Below are 24,457 nucleotides of genomic sequence, written 5' to 3'. Positions count from 1 at the left end.
ATCGCTCTATTTCAATTCTTTTTTTTTAGCCGAGACTCCGGGGACTATGCCGCTGACCTCGAGCACCTTCGTCCCGATAAACTCGGGAACGCCGAACTTCATATCGGCGACCTCTTCCACGGTCAGTCTCGGCTCCACGAGCCCCATGGAAGTGGCAAGCCTTAGCGCCCTAAAATTTTTTGTGACGTCCACTTTCCCCGTATCAGGGGTGCCGTCGTCCTTAAGAGGGACGCTGCCGATAATGGAGAACACTTCGCTAAGCTCGCCGTCGGTAAGGGGCCGGATGACCACGTCGGCATCGTATGCATCGACGTGGACGGTCTCGCGCATCTCTTTACCCTTGAGTACGTCCTCTTTAGTGAGCTTCTTCATTCAAAAGATGCTCCTACGATTCCTGGATGTCCGTCGCGGTGAACGTATATATCGATATACCCACACCGTTAACGTCTATCGAGAACTCCCTTCCGTCCAGGTAGCAGTCCTGGAAGCTCACGGTCTTCTGTGTGCTGCCTTTCTTTAGCTGCGCGGATACCGTGAACTTTGACTGCTCTACCTCTTTCTGGTTGAGCTTCTGGTCCAGCGCGGGACATGAAGACTTAACTTTCAGGGTCCCGGTTATGACTTTCACGCCATACTCCACGCCCTGCCTGACGTCCTTCCCCACTGCGATGATATCGCTCCTGCTCCTGTTCACCTTATATTCTAAAGACTGAAGGCCCTCGACCTCAGTGGAATCAATAAGTACCTTGCTGTCCGTCGCGGACCATATGGATATTGCCATTTAAACCTCTCCTCCCCTCATGCTTCAACCTTGATCGTCGCATAGATATAGTCGATAGCCCTTACCGGCCTCACCGCGAGATTTACGCGGACTATACCCTGCGCGAAGTCCATCTCAGAGCTGTAGACGTCCAGCAGGAATGCCGGCTCTTTTCCGTCTGTGCTCGGGACGATCGAGCCTTCCCTTTCCATCTGCATCAGGAATTCGGTGATCTTGCCCTTCAGCGCGTTCCTGCCACTGGGGCTGTTAAGCGTACCTATGAAAAAATCGGTTATGTTCTTGACGCCCCTCACGGAGTGGTCGGCGATCCTTGTCACGCTTATCTGCTCTTTACTGGTCGATATTCCTTTGACCACGACGATCCCTCTGCCCCTCTGTGCCTCGATGGGTATTACGCCCGCCTTTAGCAGCTCCATTTGTTCGGACGGCGTGTAGTTAGCCTCGAGCTTTGAGATACCGCTAAGCGGCTTGAAAGTCGGGGATTCATAATAGTTTAATTTGCTTATGAGACCGGCCACGGCCCCAAGGTTCCCGTACGGCGCCACAAGCGCGAACCTGTCGCTGGCCATCACTTTTGTCCGCTCGCAGATATCCTTTATGCTTTCTCCAGATGCTACGGTTCCAAGGCCGATGCGGTTCTTCGCATCGATGCTCATCTTCATGCAGTGAGCTTCTATAAGCGCGTGTATCTCGGGGTCGGTGACGTCACATGCCGTCACTATGTCGACGTCCGGCTCGCCTTCCAGCTTATCAAGGGCAGCCTCGTAGTCTGCTTTTGATATTGCGCCGGATTTGCCTCCGGAGAGCTTATCCTCGATGTTATCGGGATTGTTGTTCGGGAACTTCGAAGATGAGCGAAGGTCCGTAGCCGTGACGAGAGTGGACCTTCCGTTGACCTTATCGACGAGGTATTGCTCGCCTGTCGGCTCCATCACGACGTTCTCGAATATCTCGAAGTTCGCGCCGTCAGTTATCGAAAGCCTTACCAGCTCTGACTCGGGCTCGGATTCGATCTTCACGGCGATGTTGTTGCCTTCCTCGCCGGATTTCCTGGCGGTAAGCTTTACGGTCTCTCTGCCCTTTCTGTCCTTAAGGATAAGGGACGCTTTTTCGCTGTTCATGCCGCTTATAGGCACGACCACTACCTGGAACACGCCATTCTGGAATGCCTGTTTTACATCCCTGACGACCGTATATCCCTGGCCAGCACCGAACTTATTGACGAACTCGCTATAGCTGCTGACGTAGGTCGGCTCCAGCACCTCACCCTTTTCAGTCGTGCCTATCATGGCTACAACCCCTGACGGGTTAAGCTGTTGCGGCACGATCTCCTTTATCACCTGTATCTCAACGCCTGGTATTATCCTTGTCATTCCTCTACCTTCCCAATTTTTACCATATTCTTATTTTTCCTGCAAAGGAAACTTTACTATTATACCTCCCAAAACAGGTCCATTCATGTTTGAATGATGATAATAAGATCGTCAACCCATTTCGGCCATATTAATATATTTATTGAAATATTTTAAATTGATAGTTAAATTATCTTTACTATGAATTTAACTAATATAAGGATATTAAGCTTTTTCGTTGTTTACTAAATATTTTGATATACTATTGTATATATTCTAAATAAAGATACTTTAAAAAACTAATAATGAGTAAATATTTGGAAAATTTTCATTAAAAAAATATAATTATAAAAATATTAATAAAAATAAAAAATATTCAGGAAAAATTATCTTTTTAGCTCGTCCATCCTTCTCTCTATGTCCTTGATCTGATCTCCGAGCTCCTGCTTGAACTTTTCAAGGGCAGATAGCTCTTCGTCTTTGCTCTTAAAACCGCCTGACCTGCAATAAGGGCATTCCGCTTCATGGTGAACGTACCCGGAAGGATGTGATCCCGGAGCATGCTTATGTTCATGGTGTACCATACTTACCATCCCCATTGAAGTTACGGGCTACAGGTATTTTTAAAATGGCAAAAAAAATCTCGAATATTTCAAATGATGATTGAACGACCTGTCAACAAAAAAGTGGACCTAAAGCTTATTCCGGGTCTTCAGGATCTGCGCATCCGGAATCGATGCATCTGCTGCCCCTGCATTTCTTCATACAGATGTCTATTCCGCAGGTTTCGGTATCCTCTGACTCGCATTTTTCTATCCGGATGGCCTTCCCGTTGATTATGGCATCAGCTATCTTTTTTCGGGCGCTGTGAATATCCTTCCAGATGGTCTTCCTCGACACGCCCATGACTGCTGCCGCTTCTTCCTGCCCGAGGTCTTGAAGGTCGATAAGCTTTAAGGCCTCGACTTCTTCGGGTAAAAGAGTGACAGCCCTGATGTCGCCCTCTCTACGGCATGCAGGCATCATACACCTGAAATCGCTGCCCGAGAGGTATCTGCTCGACCTCGGCCTGCCAACGCATTTTCTTTCTCTCATCTTTTTTATACTCTGTATGGTTTTTATAATAATTTAGTGGTCGCAGACGTTCGGCCCGAAGGACAGAGTCCCGTCAATGAATTTTTGAATGGTCCCGTCTATCGTTCCGGATACGCCGGGATATACCTTTATGTTAAGCTCGGCGAACATGTCCTGTGCCTTTTTGCCCATTCCGCCTGTGATCACATGGGTCACTCCATGGCTGGAAAGCAGCCTGGGCAGGACACCCGGCTCATGGCCCGGGCTTGGTATGATCTCTTTAGTTATTACCTTGCCATCCTCAATGGTGAATATGGCGAACTCGGGCACATGCCCGAAATGCTGGGATACTAAGTACCCTTCCTTTGGTATACACACTTTCATTTATTTTCACTCCTTATCTCGTCTATCAGTCTTTTTAAATTTTCAAATATGTTAACGTAATATGCTTTGATCTCATCGCGTACGCCTTTTACCGGGACGATGCCGTCACATATGCTGTCATAGACCTCCCTGTCGTACGGCACCCTTCCGAGAACTCTGATCCCGGCCTCTTTACAGTAGCCCTCTACGCATTCGGTGTAATGCAGGTTAAGGTCATACTTGTTTATGCAGACACAGGGCTTGACCTTAAATCGATTTACAACGCTCAGGACTCTGTTAAAGTCGTTAACACCCGACACCGTAGGCTCTATGACTATCACGGCTATGTTAGTTCCTGCCACCGACGCTATGACAGGGCATCCTATGCCAGGAGGGCCGTCTATCAGCACCATGCCGTCCTTGCCGGCGATCTTACAGGCCTCTTCCCGCACCATCGTGACAAGCTTACCCGCGGTGCCTTCGCCGGCATTAAGCCGGGCATGAACCATAGGGCATACATCCGTATCGGAAATGTACACTTCTCCTGTCGGACGGTCTTCTAGTTTTATCGCGCCGGCAGGGCACACAAAGCTGCATACGCCGCATGCCTCGCATGCTATACTGTCTATGTGAGCCTTAAGGCCTTCATCGACTTTAATAGCTCCAAACCTGCAATTCGTTTCACAAAGACCGCATCCGGTGCATAGCTCTTCGTCGACTGCGGAAATTTTATGGCCATAGTACGGCTTTTTTTCCTTCACGACGGGATCCAGGAGGAGGTGCAGGTTCGAGGCGTCGACATCACAGTCAGCCACCACGATATCCTTTAGCAGGTATGCAAGGGATGCGGTCAATGTGGTCTTGCCGGTACCGCCTTTGCCGCTGACCACTGTGATCTGGAAGGTCATTGCTTATCACCGGCCTTTATCCGTTCGAACATAGAAAGGAACATTTTTGAAAGCCCCGGCATTTTTGAGGCAGGCAGCACACCGATGCTGTAAAGCTTTGCAACTGTTCCGTCGTAAGGTATCTTTTCAAGCACTTCTATGCCTTCCCCATTACAGTAGTCCTCGATTATGCGGTCTTCCCCAAGGCTTTTATTTATGATGATGCTGAAGGGTATCCCCATCTCTCTTAACACTTCTACAGCGAGCTTCAGGTCATGAAGTCCGAAAGGCGTCGGCTCCGTGACAAGGATGCAGTGATCACATCCCCTCACTCCTGCGACCATGTTGCATGAAGTGCCTGGAGCCACGTCTATCAGGGCCAGGTCCGCGTCTTTCAGGCGTTCTTTGACCTGATCGATCACGGGGACCGACGAATGCTCGCCTTCGTTCAGGATACCGGTTATAAGTTTGATCTTCCCGGATAAGGGCGGATAAGACGTTTTTATCGCTCCGACCTTACGCTCCTGTTCAGTTATTGCATTTTCAGGACAGGCAATGACACATCCTCCGCAGGAATGGCATAGCTCAGGGAATACGAGCATGTGCCCCGGAAAACATGATATGGCGTTAAATTTACACAGTTCTGCGCATTTACCGCAATATGTGCACCGGGACCTGTCGATCAATGGAATTTTTACGGTGACGTCCTCCGTATCATATTCTCCGCCCTGGAGGAAAAGGTGAAGGTTGGGGCCTTCAACGTCGCAGTCCGCCAGAGTGACATCATATCCAGATTCACTTAAGGCGAACGCCATGTTCGAGGCCACGGTAGATTTACCAGTGCCGCCCTTTCCGCTTGCTATAGCTATGTGCATCCTTTTCCTCCTGGCGGGCTTATTCCCTTCTCCAGCCTCCGCAGCGTCCCATACCGCAACCGCGCGGCTTGCCGCCGCGTCCTACGCCGAAAAGGGCCTTTCCCTCGTTTTCGACGGGTGTCGTGTTTTTCTCTTTATCTGCGGGCAGGTCCCTGCAAGGACCAAGCCTTCTTCCGCTTGGACCGATTCCCATCGGCCCGGTCCCATCTCTTCCTGGCATCTTTATGTCCTCCTTTTTTAATTGTTGGCAGTATCAAGCCGTTCCAGCTTTCCGTCTTTGTACAGTGCCACGGCTTCCCTGACCGTGACGTCTTTACAGGAATAAACACCGGCATTGGCGGTCTGCAGGACCTTGATCGCGTTATCTCCGATCAGGCCGGTTATGATAGCTTCAGGGGAGTATTTTAGCACGGCAGATGCCGCCTTGATCCCCACGCCCCCCGATTCGCTGAGCGCGGGATTGTTTATCGCTTCATATTTCAGCGTCTCCGGGTCGACAAATATAAAATACTTGCATCGGCCAAATCTCTGATCGACTTTACAGTCGATGTTATCTTCCATGGCTGTTATACAGATGCTCATTGGTATACGCTCCATTTCTAAATATTACTCATATGCGACAAATAGATAAACTTTTTGGTTAGAGTAAAGAATTTAATGTTCACTCAGAGAAAGAAGGCAACAAACGACACGGTTTTCCACCATGAAATCTCTTATGAGCGGGTTCCTGCCAGGGTTTTAATGAAGAAAAACGCATTGTGCTTCCCGGTTTTTAAGATGAAGTTTTTTAGTGTTGTTCCTGTCGGATAGCAGGTAGACAACTAACCTCACATAAACACAGAAACACAAAAATTTTTTATATGAATTTTTTAAGTTCTCAAAAAACACCAAAAACTTATTCACAGAACATTTGAGTTTTCGTGCCCTTGAATTCGAAAAAAAATTGTGTTTCCGTGTTTCTGTGAGGTTAGTTGTCTACCTGCCATCCGACAGGAACAACGCAAGAACTTCGATCCAAAAATAGATATTATGAGCCAGGTCTTGTCAAGATCATCTAAAACTTTTTCATGGGAGCGCAGAAGGCAAAAAGATGGTGACCATAACTGATCTTTAGTTAAGTTCCTGATATAAAAGTAAAAATGTTTTGAAAAGAAGTTGAGTATTTCATGACGGCACGGCCTATACAGGCTGCTGTCCGAAAAACAGGCTTCCTTCAAGGAATTTTTGTATAGTATCATCGACCTTGCCGATCACGCCTGTATAGACAGTGATATTGAAAGGCAAGAACATCTCCTGCATCTTTTTCCCCATTCCGCAGGTTATTATGTGGGTGACGCCAAGTCCCGCGAGGAACTCCGGCAGGATGTGCGGGTTATGCCCCGGGCTTTTCAGTATTTCTTTACTGATCACTGCCCCGTTCTCTATAGTGAATATCGCGAACTCGGGTGATTGCCCGAAATGCTGTGAAATGTTTTCCCCTTCCTTCGGTATGCAGATCTTCATGTATTTTCACTCCTGTGCCTTCAATATCATAGGTCGTATAACCACATAATATCGATGCCATATTCTTCCGGGTTCATGCCCATGACGCGGGTATCGTCATGATGGTCCGAGGCCATCGTGATCTTGAGGCCGTGCTTTTTTGCCTGCTCGATCGTCCAGAGGTTCATCTCCCGCTCTTTTTTAACGAGCTCGGTGACGGGCAATGTGGACAGCATTTCTGTCCTGGCCTTATATCTGTATTTGCAGACCTCTATGGCTTCTCCGCCGGCATCCAAAAACCTCTTTAAGACCACGTTGACATCGTTGCTGAAGTCGAAGGGATGTGCAAGGACAGGCACGCCGCCCCAATCCTTGATATAGGAGACCGCGTCCTCAAGCGTTATCTCGAACTCGATAGGCACCCACAGGTCCGGGTTGAATATGATGTCCATCATCTCTTTTTCAGAGATATTTATGCCCTGCTGATTTGCGCTCTCGATAGTATTTCGAAACACGCTGGGCTTTATTTTTGTAGCGGGTATCCAGCCGGGATGTCTCTCCGACATGAACTTATTGACGTTTTCCAGAAAGCCCCACTCCGAGTCTTCGAAGGACTTCGTGATCTTTTCGAGCACCGCGGAAACTTCACTGCCCGTATCGATGCCCAGCCCGACGATATGGATACAGTTACAACCCTTTTCGTTCTTTGTCGTAAGCTCCACGCCCGGCACCATGTGAATTCCGTAGCTCTCCGCTATGGTAAATGCTTTCGGGTATGCCTTTATGCAGTCATGGTCGGTGATGCTTATAATATCCATTCCCATGGCCGCTGCTTTTGATAGGACGGTCCCGGTGTCCTCAAGCCCGTCGCTCAGGTCCGTATGTGTATGAGTGTCTATGAGCATCTGCGCGTCTTCCTGTTTTGATATTTTAGTATATTGATGAAGTAGAAGAAATATAATACGTTGCCTATAAAATATATAGACATCCGTTAAAAATATTGGCTTCCGCCCTAATCGTTATAAAAATTAAAAGCCGTAAGATACGATACTCATGCATGGATCCTCTCATTGAAAAACGAATAACGCAATTAAATAATGTGAGTGAGCATGACGGCGAATGTGTCATGTACTGGATGCAGTCGAGCCAGCGTGTATCGGATAACCCTGCCCTGGAGCTTGCCGTAGAAAGGGCGAATACGCTGGACCAGCCGCTAATGGTCTTTTATTCTATCGATCCCTCGATACCCCTCGCAAATGAGCGTAACTTCACTTTTATGCTTGAAGGGCTCAAGGACGTTGCGAACGGGCTTGAGACCATAGGCGCGACATTCTGCATAAGGCACGGCAGCTCGATGGAGAACGCTGCCGAAGTATCGATGGAATGTGACGCTTCGCTCGTAGTGACCGACGAATCCCATCTTAATCACGGCAGGGACAGGCGGGATGCTGCAGCTCAAATGCTGAAGGTACCGTTATATCAGGTTGATTCCAATGTGATCGTGCCGGTCAGAGAGATCCCGGGAGAACAATATGCGGCATATACGATCCGGCCGAAACTTATGGACCTGCTTGAAAAATATTTAAGGCCGGCAAAGAAGGTCGATCTAAAAAACCATAAAGAGGTCGAGGTATCAAGCGATACGGACAATATCGATATTAGCAGGACCATGAAAAAACTTGGCATTGAAAAAGTGCCTCCGTCTCCCCTGTATCATGGCGGGGAGGTGCAGGCATGGCTTACCCTGCAAAAGTTCATCGACGATAAGCTGGACATTTTCGCGGAAGAGAGGAACCATCCCGAAAAAGAATCGACTTCGAACATGAGCCCCTACCTGAGGTTCGGACAGATATCTCCGGTGAGCATGGTATATGAAGTGAAGAACAGCGGCGGAGACAAAGAAGGAATTAAGGCTTTTATCGAAGAGGCTTTTGTTAGAAGGGAACTGGCCGAAAATTTCACATTCTATGATAGAAAGTACAGGACGTTTGAGTCTTTGCCCGACTGGGCCAGGGAAACTATCGAAGATCACAGAAAAGACAAAAGAGAATATGACTATTCGCTTGAAGAGCTTGAAAGCTCAAAGACGCACGATGAAATATGGAACGCATGCCAGTTCGAGATGGTCAGGACCGGGAAGATGGCGGGATACATGAGAATGCTCTGGGGCAAGTGCATCATAGAATGGACGAAGACACCTGAGAAAGCCCTCGAATGTATGCTTTACCTGAACGATAAGTATGAGATAGACGGCAGGTGCCCGAACAGCTATGCCGGGATAATGTGGTGCTTCGGGAAGCATGACAGGGCGTTCAAGGAGAGGCCTGTCATTGGAAAATTAAGATATATGACCACAGACGGCGCGAGAAGAAAGTTCGACATGGACGAGTACATTAAAAAGACGGGGTATAAAGAATACGCGGAGGCATACGCATAAAATAAACAGGAGCGGGATCGGCCCGCTCAAGTCTTATTTTTTCCTGAACAGCAGGAAATAGGCACTTATTGCCGATATGGCCACTCCGAACAACAATATCCACATCCAGATACCGCCATCATTGTCAATATCAGATGGCTGTACAGGAGGAGTAGCTACCGGCGTGGACGAAGGTATCATCGTAGGTACGGGGGTAGCCGTGGCCTCGATCGTCGGCTGTGCAGTCGGCGCGGGAGTCGGGACCGGAGAAGGCGTCGGGGAGGCCGTGCTATTAGTAAGAGTGTCGACAAGCTCCCCATTCTCGAATATATAAGAAATACCAGATGATGGCGGGCATTTTACTGACACATGAGGATAATATTGTCCTGTGGAAAAAGACCAGGAATACTTGCCTTCGAACTCAAATCCCAGAAGATCTTTCACACCGGTTATGGTCGCCGTATATGTTGTAGTATAGTTCAGGTGTTTTGTAGGAGTAAATATCACATCGGCTCCTGAACATGTAACATTACCTGTAACAACGCTCCCGTTATCGTCAACTACGGTGAGGGTAGAGCCGTTTATTATAGAGGTGTCGATAGGTTCGTTGAAAGTGGCTTTTATGACACTGGTGATCCCGACGTTCGCTGCCCCCTTTGACGGATATGTGGAAGATATTTCCGGCGGATAGTAGTCACCGGCGGGATTGAACGCAACATGCCATGAACCTCCTGATCCAAGATAAACGCTATCAACTACCGAGTGGCTGGAAGTATCGATAACGAACATACTGCTATTCATGCTGGACGGGACGTAGGCCACTTTGCCCGACGGGTCTATTGCCAGGTTTCTCGGGGACTGGCATACTGTCAGGTTCTTAGCAATGGAATAGTCAGAAGTGTCGATCACCCATAGACCGTACCCCATGCTTTTATCTGTCACATATATGAAATTGCCGGAAGGGTCAACTGCAAGCCCGTTAGTTCCATTGCAACCAGGTATCGTAATATTATGGATAACGCTACTTGTTGAGGTATCAATGACGCTGACCATGCCGATATTATAGTTAGTAACGTAAGCGACATTCCCGGTCTTGCTAAAAGCGACGTTATAAGGGTCTGACATGCCCGGTATACAGCCTATTGTACTGTGGTCGGAAGTTTGAATGATATATACGCTGTCATTGTTCCAATCGGTAATATATGCATACTCTCCTGAGGGATGGAATGCAACACCGCTGGAGTATAGTTTAATATCTGTTCGAGCGGCGATAGAATGGTCCGACGTACTAATGATGTCTGAGTAGTCGCCAGTGAAGAAATAGCTAGTTACATATGCATATTCTCCGCCGGGATTGAATGCGATCATTCTCCCCTGGTAGCTCGTCGGTATATCCTTCACAATAGAATGATCCGAGGTACGGATGACCAGAATATTGCGGTCAGTAGTAACATAAGCAAACTCTCCTGAAGGATGGAAAGCTATGCAAAATGTGTCCGACCCGACTGATATAGTATCGATAACAGTACCGGTGATATAATCAATGACATAGATATTATGGTCATAATAACCGCTGACATAGGCAAAAGGCTTGGATGAGTTGGATATCGTTACACCGGATACGGACATACCGTTCATTGAACCGGCCGGCGTTACCGAACCCTGAATATTAATATCAGTATCTGATACACTTATCGCCTGTGCAGATACTGATCCTATGAAGCTGGCGCTAAATAGCGAAGCTATGATCATCATCGAAAATAAACAACGGACAGCAAGCACAAGATTTCGTGATACTGAGCTTGATAAAGTTACCCTCAAGTTTTTACCGACCATATAATACCCCCAACCCACAAGAGTTATATGATAAGCTATCCAGTTCCCAAAATAAAGTTTTCCATATAAAAAAATAATATTTTTTACAGACTTTAGCATTTAAAGATTCAAAAATTAAATTCCGTTCCCATATTACCTTTCATAGATTTTTCATATACGATATGCGCCGTGGCCATATCCTGTATAGCCAGCCCCGTTGAATCAAAGATAGTTATCTCTTCATCATCGGTCCTTCCCGGCTTTATCCCGGCTATGACCTCGCCGATACTTCCTGCGAGCATCTTTTCATTCAAAAGGCCCTGGCCCCATGGTATGTTTATCTCGCCGCTGTGCGATGTCTGGTCATAGGAATCCACAAATATCCTGGACCTGAGAGTCAGCTCAGTCTCAAGCTCCTGCTTTCCAGGTGCGTCAGCTCCAATGGCATTGATGTGAGTGCCGGGCTTGATCCATCCCGACATAACTACCGGCGAACGGGCAGGGGTCACGGTAGCCACAAGGTCGGCATCCACGGCATCTTCGCATTTTTCAAATGCTTTTGCATTATATCCCATTTTATCCTGCACTCTTTTTGCGAATTTTTCCGCATGAGATAATGTCCTGCTGTATACCTTTACGAGCTTTATCCTGTCGCCAAAAACGCATTTATAGGCCAGCATCTGCGTCCAAGCCTGCTCTCCGCTGCCGACGAGGCCGATGACTGACGTGTCTTTTCTCGCGAGATATTTTGCGGCAACACCGCCTGCAGCGCCGGTCCTCATGTCCGTGACATAGGTCCCGTCCATAATAGATAAGATCTCCCCGGTCTCCGGCTTGCTCAGCATTATGGTACCCATTACTGTCGGTATACCTTTCCGGGGGTTTTCCGGATGCACGTTGACCCATTTTAGCCCTGCCGTATTTATGGAAGGCACGTAAGACGGCATCGCCCTGAAATCGCCATATCCGGGTATATCCAGGTATATCTTGCTGGGCATGTACGTCTTTCCCAGCGCGTATTCCTTAAAGACCTCTTCGACCGCAGGTAAAACATCGTCCATCGTAATGGTCCGCTTAACATCTTCCATGGATAATAGCCGTGCCATAGATAACTCTCCAGCATGAAGCGCAAAATGCGTATACGTTAAATTATATACACGATACAAAATAAAATTATCCCGTGAACGGGACTGTGATACGGATTGGCGATGCCTTGATCATATAATAAATTTTGCCATATAGCCGTTAACTATGGCTAAGATTACCTAAAAGAGGTTTTACTCCTTGCAGCTTGCCGTTTAATGCATAGCCGCATGCCCGATGGGCTGCAAGGGCCTTCATCCCGGATGAAGCTTATTTGAATTACTCGATCCGTTTATGCGTCCTGCTTTACCTTTGAGCCACAAGAGCAGCAGTTGCCCGGTCTTACTCTGGGGTCATACATTCTCGGGGTAACGGTCTTTATGCAGCTCTCGGACTTGAAGAACTTCGTTGTGAACTCCTCGACGACCACAGGGTCGAATTCGGAGCAGCTGAATACATCGACGTATGCTGAGTTGTCAGAGGCTGAGAAGTGCCCGCTGATACAGCTGGTCTCTATGAACTGAAATACCGAGTAGCCTGCGAGCGGGGTGCCTGCCTCTCCGAAAAGTTCACAGTGGCACGGGCCGTAGCGCTTCATGTTGATAACGTCGCAAAGCTCAACTACATATTTCTCGAGTTCTTTTCCGCTGTTTATGACGTTCGGGTCGCATCCAAATAAGTCGAGGCTCACTAAGAGTCCCCATGATTCTCCGGTTGGTGAGTAATTAGTCTTCATGTGCGGCATGCATATTCATGCTGTATATTTAAACTTTTGGGTGCCGTCCCCTGATTATCTTTTAATAATAAACATTATATAGTAAAAAAGTCCGAAAATTTATGATAATCTAAATCCATTAATGCCATATCATAGCCAAAAATGAACGATTTTGAAATTAATCACCAAAATAACCTCATTTTATTTAGTTATGCCGTCATAGAGGTAGTTCGTATCTTTAAAACCCTCAAAAATCATTAATTATGACAATGGGACTTAATAACCTGAAATATTTTCTTTTAGGACAAAAATAAAGCCATTAATGACATTATACAGGTTATAACATTATGATTTTCGATATTTCAAGAAATTAACATGTATTTATCATTTTACGCCACTATAACCTATAGAATAAATTATTACAGGGCAAATAATCATAAATCTATCCCTGATGATAGATCGAGGCCATATACTTCGATATTTAAAAAATGATGCTTAATTTCACCGTTATTTTACCGGATAGGGTTAAAATTAGTGTATTAATGAAAAATTTGATTTATTTTTTGTGGCGGCTCATGAAAACAGGCTATATTTTGACTATTTAGGGCATTTTAGTCTATAATGATATATTATGTGTATAAATGAGAAAAATAGTCATTTTAAGTATAAAATTAACATTATATTAAAAAAATTACCCCGAATGCGGCGAGTCGCAAATATATGCCGTTATTTTGATAAAAGGAAAACATCAGAGCTATGAATAGTGTTTTGAAAAAATATAAAAATAGATAATAAAATAAATGATCTATGCTTTCCAGAGCCCGTGAAGATTGCAATAAGCCCTGACCTGAGCATTGCCTTCAGGGACCTCGAATTCTGCTTCCGGCCTGTCCCCGGGCCTTAATTGCCTGCGGTATACTTTTTCGCCGGCTATGACCTCTATCCACTCTATGTAATGCTTTTCTTCCATCGGGTGGGGGATCGACCCCACTTTCACTTTCAGTGTAGGTGAGGCCCTTTCTGCCACTGGTACATGCTTCTCTTTACTGGCATCCACAGCGTTCTCCTTCATCAGCTGCATCGGCTGCCCGCAGCAAACGAGCTGGCCGGCGCCTGTGTGCATGACCTCTACCAGATTGCCGCATACATTACATTTATAGACCTGGTTCAATTCAGTTATCTTCATCACCTTGCTCAGAATTGCTCGCACATCTTCTGATAGTAAGACCTTTCATGATCGCATGAAGGGCACTTTGCAGGAGGCTCGGTGTCATAGTGCTTATACCCGCATTTTCTGCAGAACCACCATACAGGCTCGCTCTTCTTGAAAAACGTACCTGCTTCCAGTTCCTTTAGCACTTTAGCGAATCTTTCCTCATGATGAGTTTCAGCGATCGCTATGGACCTTATCCGGTTAGCGATGTCCTTGAACCCTTCCTGCTCCGCTATACTGGCAAATTCCGGATATAGCTTCGTGTGCTCCTCGTTTTCGCCAGCTATCGCCGCTTTCAGATTATCTATCGTGGTGCCCCACGTCGTCGGGGCTACTGCCTCAACTATCATAGGGTCGATCTTTTCTCCTCCGTTAAGCTGTTTCAGGAATTTGAAAAACCATTCCGCATGCTCATTCTCGTTATCGGCGGTGATCGTGAATACTTCGGAGATCTGCTCGTATCCCTCTTTTCTTGCCGTGCTGGCATAGAAAGTATACCTGTTCCTCGCCTGGCTTTCGCCTACGAATGCCTTTGTAACGTTCTCAAGAGTCTTGTTCATGGTTGGTCACCAGTAGCTTATAGGTCGACCTATAAGCATAATATTATTTCGGTAAGCATAAATCTGGAATTATTATAGGAATATTATGGTTTTTATGAAAATAATATAGGATCAATACCCAAAAAGATACAACTAAAAAGCCCATTGCAACGAAGGCACAATATTGCCTGATTTTATCCCATCGATCTAATATGATGCCCCTGTGAATATAGAGTCCCGGTAAAATCCCGACAATACCATAACGGTAAATGGGTCACTGCCTTTAAAAAATAGATAGATCTTTACATGCCCGTATGTAAAGATTGTATAGCCTGTCGGCCCTGAGAGCCTTCTATACCTACATTTGAGGCGTTTCGGCAAGGATTATATCCACATCACCCTGCAGGCTTCCCCGTTTTATGGTCAGTTTTATCTTATCCCCTATCTTTTTCTTGCGCACATATCCTGCAAGTTCACTCATATCTTTCACCGTGATGCCATCCACGCTCAGGATTATATCCCCGGACGTGATGCCCCTCTGGCCTGCCGGGCTATTCTCGAAAGCCCTGGTGACAAGTACGCCTTCTGACACGGGCAGATGATAATAGTCGGCGATCTCTTTAGTAAGCCCTATTCCCAGTATGCCCAGCCATGGCCTTATTACCTTACCATGCTCGATGAGCTCTTTTGCTATCTGCATCGCCGCTTTGATAGGTATGGAGAACCCGATACCCTGTCCGAACGGCAGGTTAGCTGAGTTCATCCCGATCACTTCGCCCTTACTGTTCAGCAGAGGGCCTCCGCTGTTGCCGGGATTGATGTGCGCGTCGGTCTGGAGGATGTTTTCATACACTCCCCTTTCACCCTGTATAGTCCTGTTCAGGGCACTGATGACGCCCACTGTGACCGTCGGCCCCCTGAGCATAAAGCCGAACGGGTTCCCGATGGCGATCGCAAGCTGTCCCATCCTTAGCTCGTCCGAGTCGCCGATCTTAGCTACCGGCAGCTTTTTCTTGCCGTTATCGACTTTTACGACTGCTATGTCGGTCATGGGGTCCGTACCTACGAGTTTGCCTTCGAGTTTCGTCCCGTCCATCATGCTTACTATCATGCTCTGGGTATTTTCGACGATGTGGTTATTGGTCAAAATATAGCCTTTAGAGTTTATGATTATGCCGGAACCCATGCCCTGCTGAGGGTAAACGTTCATGTAAGCGTCCCGTATAAGAACGACGGTGTTGATGTTAACGACAGAAGGGCTCGCTTCCTCGATTATACGGACTAAAAGTGTCTCATCGACTGGTATCATGATAAGGCCTCCATAGGATTTCTGTTTAATTAATTAAGTAGCGACAGCATCACAAATAAATTTTATCCGTATGATAAAAATAAAGATCAGGCTGCAGTATCTCTCGAGGAATGTAAAAATTTGTATCCCCCGTGAATATTCTCTATACCTGATAATACGGTAAGGATCGCCGCAGCAGCCCAGATCATCATAGAGTATTCGAACTGGAGCAGCAGGCAGATTATTGATACTGCCAGCAGAAAGCTGTTAATTCTTCCGAGAGCATGCGGGCGCTTGTCCAGCCTGCCCTTTAAAATTATTATATATAAAAAGAATCCGTAGACGACGATCTCCCTGCCCACGACCACGAACACCATCCATGCAGGGAATCTCATGCCGGTATCGATAAAGTACAGTAACAAAAACCCGAGAACAAAGCCTGTCATGTCCACGGCGGCGTCCATTATGCCGCCTATGTAGCTTTCCTGGTTTAATTTACGCGCGATTTTTCCATCCAGTATGTCAGATATGATGGCCAGTACCACCAGGCCGGCGGCCACGAGCCGGAGATAGTCGTTCTCAGGCGAATATGAAAAGAAACATACGCCTATCAGCAGGATAAGCAGGCCTCTGAATCCCGTGATGATGTTTGGTATGGTCACCATTAAAATACCAGGGAAAAAATGCCGGCCATATGGCCGGACCATATTTAAGCTGCCTTGTCGATCTGCGCTATAGCCATCTCGACGGCAGATTTTGCCGCTTCGAACGATTCCAGCGAATAGGTCGAGACGAACATGTTGCTATATTTTGTTACGACGACATAGCAGTCCTGCCCGAACAGTTTGGCCTTATATTTATCGCCGCCATCGCCGACACCTAATCCGCCCTCATACGAGATGTCCTGCACACCTCCGGGATTCTGGCCCGGGTCGTTCGCCATCGAGAGGCCGGAATTCACTATCTGTTTGACGCTCTCGTAATTGGCAGTCGCGGTAAGCGGGCTGCTAACCTTGCCGACAAAACCCGCTACTACCTGAGTAGGGCCTGAACCGGCATATTTGAAAGACTTATATTCTGTGATCCCGGTCATGTCGACGAAAGAGTCTACCGGGTCCAGGAACTCGGATCCCGAGTAGCCCAGTTTCGGCAGTAATCTCTTGACCTGGGACTTCACTGCTGACGAGCCGATATATTCGTTAGTATAGACCTTTTTGTAAGTCTTGCCGCCGATAGTTATCTCGGAAGGGAATGATATCTCTGTTACGGACTTCTTGAACTTGCTCAGCATGCCGTCCAATCCGCAGCAGCATATACATCCGCTGAAAGCCACGACGACTGATAGGATCAGAGCAAGCATCAGTATCTTTTTCATATCTTTCAAAAATTTACCCCCTTATCAAATGATAATTTGATGAATGTTTAATCTATTAGAGTGGTATTAATTCATAAATAAATTTATGGTGAAATCAGGTAATGTATGGATGGAATAATGCAATTATTATATTGATGGCCGGTTTTTCAGACGTAAATTTTATCCGGACCAAATTTTTTTCCATATCATAATCATATTTATAAACGATTAGTTTTATATCAGGTGACATTTATTGTCATTATCGTCATATACGGGGATGGCGGCGAAACATGATAGAAATATTGCTCATAGCTTTATGGTTAATGGTGCCTGCGTACACAGCCAATGTCTGCGCCACGCTACTTGGCAGCGGCACACCTATAGACCTCGGAAAAAACTTTTTTGATAAAAAGAGGATCCTTGGAGACGGTAAGACCTATAAAGGTTTCATAAACGGCTCGCTGTGCGGCGCTATAATGGGCGCGGCCCAGATAATGGCGCTCCCGTACATCGCCCCGCACTTTACGAACGCTGCGGGAGACGCGCTGATAACGGCATCCTATATCGCCATCATCACTATGCCGGTAGGTGCCCTGTTAGGCGATATGACGAAGAGTTTCATAAAAAGGCGTATAGGTTTTGACAGAGGAGAGATGCTCCCTGGCGCTGATCAGCTTGATTTTGTCGCAGGTGCCTGGCTATTGACATATATTTTCGACCCTGCATGGTTCGCCAGTAATTTTACCATATGGGTCATAATCATGGCGATCCTGGTAACTCCCCCGCTGCACCTGTTAAGCAATATCATAGGCTTCAGGATAGGGAAAAAGAAGGTTCCCTGGTAACCCGGCATTCATGCGACCATATAAGCGGCGGACATAAACGCTGCTGACATTATCGTGATAGTCAGGTCGTCATCTATGGTGACTCCGAAGAATCTCCATGGTATACCGTCGGCGATCGCAGCGCCGGCAGATCCTGCTATTAGTACTAAGGCAGACATATCCGGGTATAAGCCCGTAGAGATCATGGCACATGTCGCGAACATGATCGCCATCAATACAGGCGACTTATAATTACGGGCAGCAAACCTAAAGTCCTCTCCGACCCTTTTCAGGCTTAATTTAAACGACCTCACGTCAAAGACACGTATATCGGTCTTTTCTTTACCTATGTAGGAATACATCGCTGCGCCGGCCATCGCAGTGGCCGAATCGCCTATGCAGTTGAACATCATGGCAAGGATGGCGATCTCTTTATCGAATAGCATAACGACAAGGAAAAATGACATGAGCTGAAAGAAAGCGCCTATGGGGAGCCCGTTCTTTTCATGTTCCCTCAGGTATCTCACCGGGATGACATTGATATCTTTACGCCTCAGGATCTCCAGGGATACCCATACCAGCAGTATCAGGGCCAGTAAGATCAAAACATCGTTCTTTGTAAGGCAAAAATAATACAGCAACGGGATAAATGACCATGCTACGTGAAGAAGTTTTCTCATGGCTTCATAGACTAAGAAGTCCATGTCTATGTTAAAATAATGTTTACCAGTAACTGAATTATTTTCCCCGGGGTCCATTGTACATATTGTTAATATAGAATATTTAAAAAATTATGGGTTTAGCAACAGTAAAGACAGGTTCAATATGGTCGCGAACGATACCCATAGAAGATATGGTACCATCAGATATGCTGCCGTCTTATCTATCCGGTAGAATTTCATCGTCGTTAGAATGATAAAGATAAGCAATAGGACTATATCCAAAAACGCGAGAGATATGGAGTGAAGCCCGAAAAAGAACAGTGACCAGAAGAAATTCAACACGAGCTGGATGCCGAAAAAGGCGATGGCAGTCTTAGCTTCAGGAGCTTCATTGATCTTTTTCCATATAAGGAATAATGCTACCCCCATCAGGATGTACAGTATAGTCCAGACAGGGCCGAATAGCCAGTTCGGAGGCGAAAATGACGGTTTTATGAGAGTACCATACCAGGTCATTATGTTCGGCGCAGTGATAGCGCCTCCGATAATTCCTGCAAGTAAGCATATGCCCAGAGAAATAACGAGTTTTAAGCGATCACTTATCATAGCATTATTACTTTCTCCATGTAATATAATAATGATTTTTGTAAAAATTATTGAATTTAAATCGTAAAAGTGTGTAATAATTAATTTTATAATTTTATTGCCATAATTTTATGAAAGGATATAATTGTAAACAATAAGCCTTATGTAAATCTTTTTTAATTTAATATCGATCTTTATGATTTTTTGTTAATACAATAATTTGTGAGTTCTGATTAAAAATTATGAATGTATAGCATAAGAGTTCATAAAAACATATACGTCAATGGTATCAGGTCATAATAAAATTGAATTTTTATTCCAAAATTATACCCGGATGGTAAGCTATTGTGATACTTTATGATAGAAATATTTAAATACTTAAAGTAGGAAGAATGTATCCGTTACATTCTCGGAGGAGAAATGCGGCAAACAAAGATCTACGAAAAATGCGGCGCAGGGAAGTCGATATGGACGCATGACCCTGGCGCCATACTGGCATCGGTAGGTAAGAAAACGAATATCAGGAGAACATGACATGAGGCAAGTAGCAATATACGGAAAAGGCGGTATCGGTAAATCGACCACGACCCAGAATACGGTGGCGGCACTGGCTGAAGCAGGTAAGAAGGTAATGGTCGTCGGATGCGACCCAAAAGCCGACTCTACGAGGCTCCTGCTCCACGGGCTTTGCCAAAAGACCGTACTGGACACCTTACGTGACGAAGGCGATGATATCGAGCTCGATGCCATCCTTAAGCCAGGGTTCGGAGAGACCCGCTGTGTCGAATCGGGCGGTCCGGAACCGGGCGTAGGCTGCGCAGGCAGGGGGATCATCACGTCCATCAACCTCCTTGAATCGCTCGGAGCGTACACCAGCGACCTGGACTACGTGTTCTACGATGTGCTCGGCGACGTCGTTTGCGGCGGGTTCGCTATGCCGATCAGGGAAGGAAAGGCGCAGGAGATCTATATTGTCGCATCGGGAGAGCTGATGGCGCTGTATGCGGCGAACAACATCTCCAAGGGCATCCAGAAGTACGCAAATACCGGCGGAGTAAGGCTGGGCGGCATCATATGCAACAGCCGTAAAGTCGACAACGAGTACGCACTGCTCAAGGCATTCGCGGAGGAGATCGGTTCCCAGCTCATTCATTTCGTCCCGCGTGACAACGTTGTGCAGCGTGCGGAGATCAACAAGAAGACGGTCATCGATTTCGAGCCCAACGCAGATCAGGCTAACGAATACAGGAAACTGGCCAGGGCCATCGACGAGAACAAGATGTTCGTCATACCCAGACCAATGAAACAGGAACGCCTTGAAGAGCTGATGATGCAGCATGGATTCCTGGACGCGATGTGAACGGATAAGAGAGGAGTGATGACAATGTTGCTGATCAGATCAATAATCAGGCCTGAAAAGAAAGACGCTGTGCTTGCTGAGCTGACAAAAGCGGGATTCCATGCCGCGACCGTAGTGGATGTCGTGGGCCGCGGCAAGCAAAAAGGGATCAAGATAGGCAGTATGGTCTATGATGAGATACCCAAGACCCTCATTATGATGGCGATCCCGGACGAGGATAAAGATAAAGTGGTCGACGTGATCCTTCAGACCGCCAGGACGGGCGAAAAGGGAGCATTCGGCGATGGTAAGGTCTTTATCAGCCCTGTTGAAGAGGCCTACACCATTTCAAGCGGCGCGAAAGGCCTGTAAAAGGAGTGTTATGATGAAGGAGATCATGGCGATCGTACGAATGAACAGGACGGGCGCAACTAAAAAGGCGTTGGTGGAGGCGGGTGTCGCGGGGTTCACGGCAGTCAAGGTCCATGGAAGAGGAAAGCTGGTCAAGGATCCCGAGGTCATCGCAAAACGCAAGTCGCAGCTTATGTCGATGAACTTCGACGATGTCACCGAATCCGGTGCGACGGAAAAGCTGGTCACCGACTTCCTGGACGGAACTCGCATGTTCCCGAGGCGCCTGTTCACGATCCTTGCGCATGACGAGGATGTTCCCAGGATCGTGGAGGCCATCATGCAGGCTAACAGGACGGATTGTAAAGTAGGCGACGGTAAGATATTCATCATGCCCGTGATCGACGCAGTGCGTGTGCGCACAGGCGAATCGGGCGAAGCGGCGATATGGTGAACAAGGAGGTATGAAAAATGGCGATCACGGAAAAAGGAATGGAGGATTTGCTGGCTACCTACCCTGATACGGTCAAGAAGAACAGGAAAAAGCATCTGCTCATTAAAAATTCGGCGGAAGCCTGCCAGCAGATCGAGGCGAACACCAGGACCATACCCGGCATCATATCGCAGCGTGGCTGCTGTTTCGCCGGATGCAAAGGTGTAGTGGTGGGGCCGATAAAGGACATGGTACACATAGTCCACGGCCCTGTCGGCTGCGCATACTACTCCTGGGGAACGAGACGCAATAAGGCGAGGGCGGACGACACCACGCCAAAGGAGAACATCTATTCCACGCTCTGCTTTACCACGGATATGCAGGAGCCGGACATAGTGTTCGGCGGCGAGAAAAAGCTGTCCAGGATGATAGACGAAGTGGTCGAGATGTTCCATCCCAGGGCTATAACGATCTCCGCTACCTGCCCGGTAGGCCTCATCGGTGACGACATCGGCGCCGTAGCCAGAGCGGCGCAGGAACGCCATGGCATTCAGGTCCTGGCTTTCAACTGCGAAGGATATAAAGGCGTGAGCCAGTCGGCAGGCCACCACATAGCTAACAACAATATCATGGAGCATGTCATCGGCAAAGGCACTCAGAGAAAACCGGGGGACTATGTCATCAACATCCTCGGGGAGTATAACATCGGTGGCGATGGGTGGGAGATCGAGCGTATCCTCAAAGACATAGGGTACACGGTGAACGGTATAATGACCGGGGATAGCAGCTACGTTGACATAAGGAACCTGCACCTGGCCGACCTGAACCTGGTGCAGTGCCACAGGTCGATCAACTATATCGCCGAGATGATGGAGACAAAATACGGCATGCCGTGGCTGAAGGTAAACTTCATCGGGGTCGACGCGACCTGCAAGACCCTTCGTGAGCTCGCCCGGTGTTTCAATGACGAGGCACTTATCGGGAGGACGGAGGAGGTCATCGCCAGGGAACTGGCCATCGTCGAACCGGTGATAGAGCACTACCGTAAGATCCTGAATGGCAAGACCGCCTTCGGGTTCGTCGGAGGGTCGCGAAGTCACCACTACCAGCACCTGCTCCGCGACCTTGGTATGGAAATGATCGTCGCCGGTTATGAGTTCGCTCATCGTGATGACTATGAAGGCCGACAGGTCATTCCCACAATCAAGAGCGACGCCGATTCCAGGAACATCCCGGAGCTTCATCTGAAGCCCGATGAAGAGCTCTACCAGGATGCGCATGTTTACCTGAACCTGACGAAAGAGAAATTCGAGGAGATCAAGAAAAACGTCCCGCTTGGCCACTATGAGGGAATGAACCCGGACATGAAAGACGGGGAGGTCATAATCGACGATATTAACCATTACGAGTTCGAGGAGCTGGTCAGGAAGCTAAAGCCGGACCTGATCCTCACGGGTGTCAGGGATAAGTACATCGCCCACAAGCTCGGTGTCCCGTCCAGACAGCTGCATTCGTATGATTATACCGGCCCATATGCCGGCTTTAACGGGGCTATGACATTCGCACGTGAGGTCGCGAACGCTGTGACCACCCCCGCATGGAAACTGGTCACAGCCCCGTGGGAAGACGGAAAGAGCAAGGAGTGATAAAAATGCTTGAATGTATCCCCACAAGAAAAGTGGAACACACTGCAGGAAAGATCAACCCTGCAAAAACATGTCAGCCGATCGGGGCCATGTATGCCGCGCTGGGCATACACGGATGCCTGCCCCACAGCCACGGTTCGCAGGGTTGCTGCGCTTACCACCGGATGGGCCTTACCAGGCATTTCAGGGACCAGATACTCGCCTCATCCAGCTCCTTCACCGAGGGCGCATCGGTCTTCGGCGGCGCTGCGAACCTTAAGACTTCAATAAAGAACGTGTTCAAGATCTATAACCCGGAAATAATGGCGGTACACACGACCTGCCTGAGCGAGACGATAGGCGACGATATTCCGACGATCATCAAACAGTCGGAGGTCCCGGAAGGCAAGGTCGTAATCCATGCCAACACTCCCAGCTACCAGGGGTCCCATATCACCGGGTTCTCGAACATGTGCAAAGCGATGGTCTCCTATCTTGCCGAGTCTGACGGCACGGCAAAAAAGGAACGTGTAAATATCCTGCCCGGCTTTGTCAACCCCGGCGACATGCGTGAGATCAAGCGCATTGTCAGGGAGCTAGGCATAGACCTGACCATGTTCCCGGATACCTCCGACGTGGTCGATTCACCGCTGACGGACAAGTATGAGATGTACCCGGAGGGCGGAGCCACAGTGGCAGAGATCCGCGATTCCGGTAACTCGAAGCTTACCCTGGCCCTCGGGGCATGGTCTTCCGAAGCAGCCGGTGCGCTGCTGCAGGAAAAATGCAGTGTGCCCTGCGTTCCCCTGAAGATACCCGTCGGCCTTAAGGCTACCGATGACCTCATCATGGCCCTGAAAGACGGGTTTGGCATGAAAGTCCCCCGGTCCATGACCATTGAGCGCGGACAGGTCGTCGATACACTGATCGATACGCACTTCCACTACCAGGGGAAGAAAGTCGCAGTGGCAGGCGATCCGGACATCGTGGTCCCGCTGACCGAGTTCCTTCTGACAATGGGAATGATACCTGCTTATGTCATGACAGGTACCCCCGGCTCGCGGTTCGAGACCGAGATCAGGCATATGCTTGAACAGTCCGGCATCAAGGACTGCGTCGTCAGGGCTGAAGGAGACCTCTTTGAACTTCACAAATGGATAATGGAGAACCCTGTAGACCTCCTGATTGGTACCACCCACTGCAAGTATATTGCGCGGGCTGAGGATGTGCCTCTGGTCAGGGTCGGGTTCCCGATATTCGACAGGGCGGTCCACTACCTGATGCCCATCGTCGGCTACAGGGGATGCCTGCGCCTGATAGAGATGATCAGTAACGCTCTCCTTGAGAGGCGTGACAGGGACTGCACGGATGAAGACTACGAACTGATCTTATGATCGGTCC

The 24,457-nt window shown here is 47.8% G+C and carries 29 protein-coding genes; 7 read left to right on the top strand and 22 right to left on the bottom strand.

Features of this window, described 5'->3' with window-relative positions:
* Nucleotides 1-6 precede the first annotated feature (6 nt).
* The 12 genes from CUJ83_RS04830 to CUJ83_RS04775 form a co-directional block, all read right to left on the bottom strand.
* A complete protein-coding gene (locus tag CUJ83_RS04830) occupies nucleotides 7-372 on the bottom strand; it encodes a hypothetical protein (RefSeq protein ID WP_230741152.1) in 366 nt (121 codons plus the stop codon).
* A gap of 13 nt (nucleotides 373-385) precedes the next feature.
* Nucleotides 386-781 (bottom strand): hypothetical protein, encoded by a 396-nt coding sequence (locus CUJ83_RS04825; protein WP_230741151.1) that lies wholly within the window; start codon nucleotides 779-781, stop codon nucleotides 386-388.
* Between the two features lie 17 nt (nucleotides 782-798).
* Nucleotides 799-2,154 (bottom strand): phage tail sheath subtilisin-like domain-containing protein, encoded by a 1,356-nt coding sequence (locus CUJ83_RS04820; protein ID WP_230741150.1) that lies wholly within the window; start codon nucleotides 2,152-2,154, stop codon nucleotides 799-801.
* Between the two features lie 365 nt (nucleotides 2,155-2,519).
* Nucleotides 2,520-2,717 (bottom strand): hypothetical protein, encoded by a 198-nt coding sequence (locus CUJ83_RS04815; protein ID WP_230741149.1) that lies wholly within the window; start codon nucleotides 2,715-2,717, stop codon nucleotides 2,520-2,522.
* 115 nt (nucleotides 2,718-2,832) lie between these two features.
* Complete coding sequence (locus tag CUJ83_RS04810) at nucleotides 2,833-3,228, bottom strand: DUF134 domain-containing protein (RefSeq protein WP_230741148.1); 396 nt, start codon at nucleotides 3,226-3,228, stop codon at nucleotides 2,833-2,835.
* A 33-nt stretch (nucleotides 3,229-3,261) separates the two neighbouring features.
* Nucleotides 3,262-3,591, bottom strand: a complete 330-nt coding sequence (locus CUJ83_RS04805; RefSeq protein WP_230741147.1) for a NifB/NifX family molybdenum-iron cluster-binding protein — start codon at nucleotides 3,589-3,591, stop codon at nucleotides 3,262-3,264.
* Nucleotides 3,588-4,478 carry an ATP-binding protein gene (locus CUJ83_RS04800; protein ID WP_230741146.1) on the bottom strand — a complete coding sequence of 297 codons (891 nt, stop codon included), beginning with the start codon at nucleotides 4,476-4,478 and terminating at the stop codon, nucleotides 3,588-3,590. Before CUJ83_RS04800 ends, CUJ83_RS04805 begins: the two co-directional genes overlap by 4 nt.
* Entirely contained in the window at nucleotides 4,475-5,332 is an 858-nt protein-coding gene (locus CUJ83_RS04795) for an ATP-binding protein (RefSeq protein ID WP_230741145.1), read from the bottom strand. Before CUJ83_RS04795 ends, CUJ83_RS04800 begins: the two co-directional genes overlap by 4 nt.
* Before the next feature lie 19 nt (nucleotides 5,333-5,351).
* The gene (locus CUJ83_RS04790) at nucleotides 5,352-5,552 is read right to left on the bottom strand and encodes a DUF5320 domain-containing protein (RefSeq protein ID WP_230741144.1); all 201 of its coding nucleotides are present in this window, start codon (nucleotides 5,550-5,552) and stop codon (nucleotides 5,352-5,354) included.
* Nucleotides 5,553-5,569: 17 nt separating this feature from the next.
* Nucleotides 5,570-5,929 carry a NifB/NifX family molybdenum-iron cluster-binding protein gene (locus CUJ83_RS04785; RefSeq protein WP_230741143.1) on the bottom strand — a complete coding sequence of 120 codons (360 nt, stop codon included), beginning with the start codon at nucleotides 5,927-5,929 and terminating at the stop codon, nucleotides 5,570-5,572.
* Between the two features lie 582 nt (nucleotides 5,930-6,511).
* Complete coding sequence (locus tag CUJ83_RS04780) at nucleotides 6,512-6,835, bottom strand: NifB/NifX family molybdenum-iron cluster-binding protein (RefSeq protein ID WP_230741142.1); 324 nt, start codon at nucleotides 6,833-6,835, stop codon at nucleotides 6,512-6,514.
* A gap of 26 nt (nucleotides 6,836-6,861) precedes the next feature.
* Entirely contained in the window at nucleotides 6,862-7,719 is an 858-nt protein-coding gene (locus CUJ83_RS04775) for a PHP domain-containing protein (protein WP_230741141.1), read from the bottom strand.
* A 152-nt stretch (nucleotides 7,720-7,871) separates the two neighbouring features.
* On the opposite strand from CUJ83_RS04775, the gene CUJ83_RS04770 reads away from it, so the two are divergent.
* Nucleotides 7,872-9,251, top strand: a complete 1,380-nt coding sequence (locus tag CUJ83_RS04770) for a deoxyribodipyrimidine photo-lyase (RefSeq protein ID WP_230741140.1) — start codon at nucleotides 7,872-7,874, stop codon at nucleotides 9,249-9,251.
* Between the two features lie 33 nt (nucleotides 9,252-9,284).
* Here CUJ83_RS04770 and CUJ83_RS04765 read toward each other — a convergent pair whose 3' ends face one another.
* The 8 genes from CUJ83_RS04765 to CUJ83_RS04730 form a co-directional block, all read right to left on the bottom strand.
* Complete coding sequence (locus CUJ83_RS04765) at nucleotides 9,285-11,066, bottom strand: Ig-like domain-containing protein (protein ID WP_230741139.1); 1,782 nt, start codon at nucleotides 11,064-11,066, stop codon at nucleotides 9,285-9,287.
* 107 nt (nucleotides 11,067-11,173) lie between these two features.
* On the bottom strand, nucleotides 11,174-12,151 hold the full coding sequence (ala, locus tag CUJ83_RS04760; protein ID WP_230741138.1) for an alanine dehydrogenase: 978 nt from the start codon (nucleotides 12,149-12,151) through the stop codon (nucleotides 11,174-11,176).
* A 269-nt stretch (nucleotides 12,152-12,420) separates the two neighbouring features.
* Complete coding sequence (gene speD / locus CUJ83_RS04755) at nucleotides 12,421-12,864, bottom strand: S-adenosylmethionine decarboxylase (RefSeq protein WP_230741137.1); 444 nt, start codon at nucleotides 12,862-12,864, stop codon at nucleotides 12,421-12,423.
* 784 nt (nucleotides 12,865-13,648) lie between these two features.
* Entirely contained in the window at nucleotides 13,649-14,023 is a 375-nt protein-coding gene (locus CUJ83_RS04750) for a desulfoferrodoxin (RefSeq protein ID WP_369423881.1), read from the bottom strand.
* Between the two features lie 14 nt (nucleotides 14,024-14,037).
* On the bottom strand, nucleotides 14,038-14,616 hold the full coding sequence (gene rbr / locus CUJ83_RS04745) for a rubrerythrin (RefSeq protein WP_230741135.1): 579 nt from the start codon (nucleotides 14,614-14,616) through the stop codon (nucleotides 14,038-14,040).
* Between the two features lie 337 nt (nucleotides 14,617-14,953).
* Nucleotides 14,954-15,904 carry a S1C family serine protease gene (locus CUJ83_RS04740; protein ID WP_230741134.1) on the bottom strand — a complete coding sequence of 317 codons (951 nt, stop codon included), beginning with the start codon at nucleotides 15,902-15,904 and terminating at the stop codon, nucleotides 14,954-14,956.
* An 86-nt stretch (nucleotides 15,905-15,990) separates the two neighbouring features.
* Nucleotides 15,991-16,548 carry a CDP-alcohol phosphatidyltransferase family protein gene (locus CUJ83_RS04735; RefSeq protein WP_230741133.1) on the bottom strand — a complete coding sequence of 186 codons (558 nt, stop codon included), beginning with the start codon at nucleotides 16,546-16,548 and terminating at the stop codon, nucleotides 15,991-15,993.
* A gap of 44 nt (nucleotides 16,549-16,592) precedes the next feature.
* Complete coding sequence (locus CUJ83_RS04730) at nucleotides 16,593-17,267, bottom strand: hypothetical protein (RefSeq protein ID WP_230741132.1); 675 nt, start codon at nucleotides 17,265-17,267, stop codon at nucleotides 16,593-16,595.
* A gap of 293 nt (nucleotides 17,268-17,560) precedes the next feature.
* Between CUJ83_RS04730 and CUJ83_RS04725 the strand changes: the two genes are divergently transcribed.
* The gene (locus CUJ83_RS04725) at nucleotides 17,561-18,082 is read left to right on the top strand and encodes a CDP-2,3-bis-(O-geranylgeranyl)-sn-glycerol synthase (RefSeq protein WP_439651957.1); all 522 of its coding nucleotides are present in this window, start codon (nucleotides 17,561-17,563) and stop codon (nucleotides 18,080-18,082) included.
* Nucleotides 18,083-18,090: 8 nt separating this feature from the next.
* On the opposite strand, the gene CUJ83_RS04720 is transcribed toward CUJ83_RS04725, so the two are convergent.
* Nucleotides 18,091-18,819 carry a dolichol kinase gene (locus CUJ83_RS04720; protein ID WP_230741130.1) on the bottom strand — a complete coding sequence of 243 codons (729 nt, stop codon included), beginning with the start codon at nucleotides 18,817-18,819 and terminating at the stop codon, nucleotides 18,091-18,093.
* 33 nt (nucleotides 18,820-18,852) lie between these two features.
* Complete coding sequence (locus CUJ83_RS04715; RefSeq protein ID WP_230741129.1) at nucleotides 18,853-19,329, bottom strand: TspO/MBR family protein; 477 nt, start codon at nucleotides 19,327-19,329, stop codon at nucleotides 18,853-18,855.
* A gap of 514 nt (nucleotides 19,330-19,843) precedes the next feature.
* Here CUJ83_RS04715 and nifH point away from each other — a divergent pair.
* Genes nifH through CUJ83_RS04690 form a run of 5 tightly spaced genes read left to right on the top strand, consistent with a single transcriptional unit; the run spans nucleotide 19,844 to nucleotide 24,450 of the window.
* Nucleotides 19,844-20,668: a nitrogenase iron protein gene (gene nifH, locus CUJ83_RS04710; RefSeq protein ID WP_230741128.1), complete on the top strand. Its 825-nt coding sequence runs from the start codon at nucleotides 19,844-19,846 to the stop codon at nucleotides 20,666-20,668.
* A gap of 24 nt (nucleotides 20,669-20,692) precedes the next feature.
* A complete protein-coding gene (locus CUJ83_RS04705; RefSeq protein WP_230741127.1) occupies nucleotides 20,693-21,019 on the top strand; it encodes a P-II family nitrogen regulator in 327 nt (108 codons plus the stop codon).
* Nucleotides 21,020-21,032: 13 nt separating this feature from the next.
* Nucleotides 21,033-21,452, top strand: coding sequence for a P-II family nitrogen regulator (locus CUJ83_RS04700; RefSeq protein ID WP_369423880.1), 420 nt, complete (start codon nucleotides 21,033-21,035; stop codon nucleotides 21,450-21,452).
* Between the two features lie 17 nt (nucleotides 21,453-21,469).
* Nucleotides 21,470-23,077, top strand: coding sequence for a nitrogenase molybdenum-iron protein alpha chain (gene nifD / locus CUJ83_RS04695; protein WP_230741125.1), 1,608 nt, complete (start codon nucleotides 21,470-21,472; stop codon nucleotides 23,075-23,077).
* A 5-nt stretch (nucleotides 23,078-23,082) separates the two neighbouring features.
* Nucleotides 23,083-24,450 carry a nitrogenase component 1 gene (locus tag CUJ83_RS04690; RefSeq protein WP_230741124.1) on the top strand — a complete coding sequence of 456 codons (1,368 nt, stop codon included), beginning with the start codon at nucleotides 23,083-23,085 and terminating at the stop codon, nucleotides 24,448-24,450.
* The last annotated feature ends 7 nt before the right edge of the window (nucleotides 24,451-24,457 follow it).

This window comes from Methanooceanicella nereidis, from assembly GCF_021023085.1.
Classification (GTDB): Archaea; Halobacteriota; Methanocellia; order Methanocellales; family Methanocellaceae; genus Methanooceanicella; species Methanooceanicella nereidis.
This window is presented reverse-complemented; position numbering and strand designations above follow the sequence as displayed.

Coding starts and splice junctions, on each gene's coding strand:
- CUJ83_RS04715 (WP_230741129.1), bottom strand. CDS start 19,329: ATGATAAGTGATCGCTTAAAACTCGTTATTTCTCTGGGCATATGCTTA.
- CUJ83_RS04725 (WP_439651957.1), top strand. CDS start 17,561: ATGGTGCCTGCGTACACAGCCAATGTCTGCGCCACGCTACTTGGCAGC.
- CUJ83_RS04780 (WP_230741142.1), bottom strand. CDS start 6,835: ATGAAGATCTGCATACCGAAGGAAGGGGAAAACATTTCACAGCATTTC.
- CUJ83_RS04740 (WP_230741134.1), bottom strand. CDS start 15,904: ATGATACCAGTCGATGAGACACTTTTAGTCCGTATAATCGAGGAAGCG.
- CUJ83_RS04705 (WP_230741127.1), top strand. CDS start 20,693: ATGTTGCTGATCAGATCAATAATCAGGCCTGAAAAGAAAGACGCTGTG.
- CUJ83_RS04820 (WP_230741150.1), bottom strand. CDS start 2,154: ATGACAAGGATAATACCAGGCGTTGAGATACAGGTGATAAAGGAGATC.
- nifD (WP_230741125.1), top strand. CDS start 21,470: ATGGCGATCACGGAAAAAGGAATGGAGGATTTGCTGGCTACCTACCCT.
- CUJ83_RS04795 (WP_230741145.1), bottom strand. CDS start 5,332: ATGCACATAGCTATAGCAAGCGGAAAGGGCGGCACTGGTAAATCTACC.
- CUJ83_RS04830 (WP_230741152.1), bottom strand. CDS start 372: ATGAAGAAGCTCACTAAAGAGGACGTACTCAAGGGTAAAGAGATGCGC.
- CUJ83_RS04790 (WP_230741144.1), bottom strand. CDS start 5,552: ATGCCAGGAAGAGATGGGACCGGGCCGATGGGAATCGGTCCAAGCGGA.
- CUJ83_RS04815 (WP_230741149.1), bottom strand. CDS start 2,717: ATGGTACACCATGAACATAAGCATGCTCCGGGATCACATCCTTCCGGG.
- ala (WP_230741138.1), bottom strand. CDS start 12,151: ATGGCACGGCTATTATCCATGGAAGATGTTAAGCGGACCATTACGATG.
- CUJ83_RS04775 (WP_230741141.1), bottom strand. CDS start 7,719: ATGCTCATAGACACTCATACACATACGGACCTGAGCGACGGGCTTGAG.
- rbr (WP_230741135.1), bottom strand. CDS start 14,616: ATGAACAAGACTCTTGAGAACGTTACAAAGGCATTCGTAGGCGAAAGC.
- CUJ83_RS04770 (WP_230741140.1), top strand. CDS start 7,872: ATGGATCCTCTCATTGAAAAACGAATAACGCAATTAAATAATGTGAGT.
- speD (WP_230741137.1), bottom strand. CDS start 12,864: ATGAAGACTAATTACTCACCAACCGGAGAATCATGGGGACTCTTAGTG.
- nifH (WP_230741128.1), top strand. CDS start 19,844: ATGAGGCAAGTAGCAATATACGGAAAAGGCGGTATCGGTAAATCGACC.
- CUJ83_RS04805 (WP_230741147.1), bottom strand. CDS start 3,591: ATGAAAGTGTGTATACCAAAGGAAGGGTACTTAGTATCCCAGCATTTC.
- CUJ83_RS04690 (WP_230741124.1), top strand. CDS start 23,083: ATGCTTGAATGTATCCCCACAAGAAAAGTGGAACACACTGCAGGAAAG.
- CUJ83_RS04765 (WP_230741139.1), bottom strand. CDS start 11,066: ATGGTCGGTAAAAACTTGAGGGTAACTTTATCAAGCTCAGTATCACGA.
- CUJ83_RS04720 (WP_230741130.1), bottom strand. CDS start 18,819: ATGGACCCCGGGGAAAATAATTCAGTTACTGGTAAACATTATTTTAAC.
- CUJ83_RS04810 (WP_230741148.1), bottom strand. CDS start 3,228: ATGAGAGAAAGAAAATGCGTTGGCAGGCCGAGGTCGAGCAGATACCTC.
- CUJ83_RS04735 (WP_230741133.1), bottom strand. CDS start 16,548: ATGGTGACCATACCAAACATCATCACGGGATTCAGAGGCCTGCTTATC.
- CUJ83_RS04800 (WP_230741146.1), bottom strand. CDS start 4,478: ATGACCTTCCAGATCACAGTGGTCAGCGGCAAAGGCGGTACCGGCAAG.
- CUJ83_RS04825 (WP_230741151.1), bottom strand. CDS start 781: ATGGCAATATCCATATGGTCCGCGACGGACAGCAAGGTACTTATTGAT.
- CUJ83_RS04700 (WP_369423880.1), top strand. CDS start 21,033: ATGAAGGAGATCATGGCGATCGTACGAATGAACAGGACGGGCGCAACT.
- CUJ83_RS04785 (WP_230741143.1), bottom strand. CDS start 5,929: ATGGAGCGTATACCAATGAGCATCTGTATAACAGCCATGGAAGATAAC.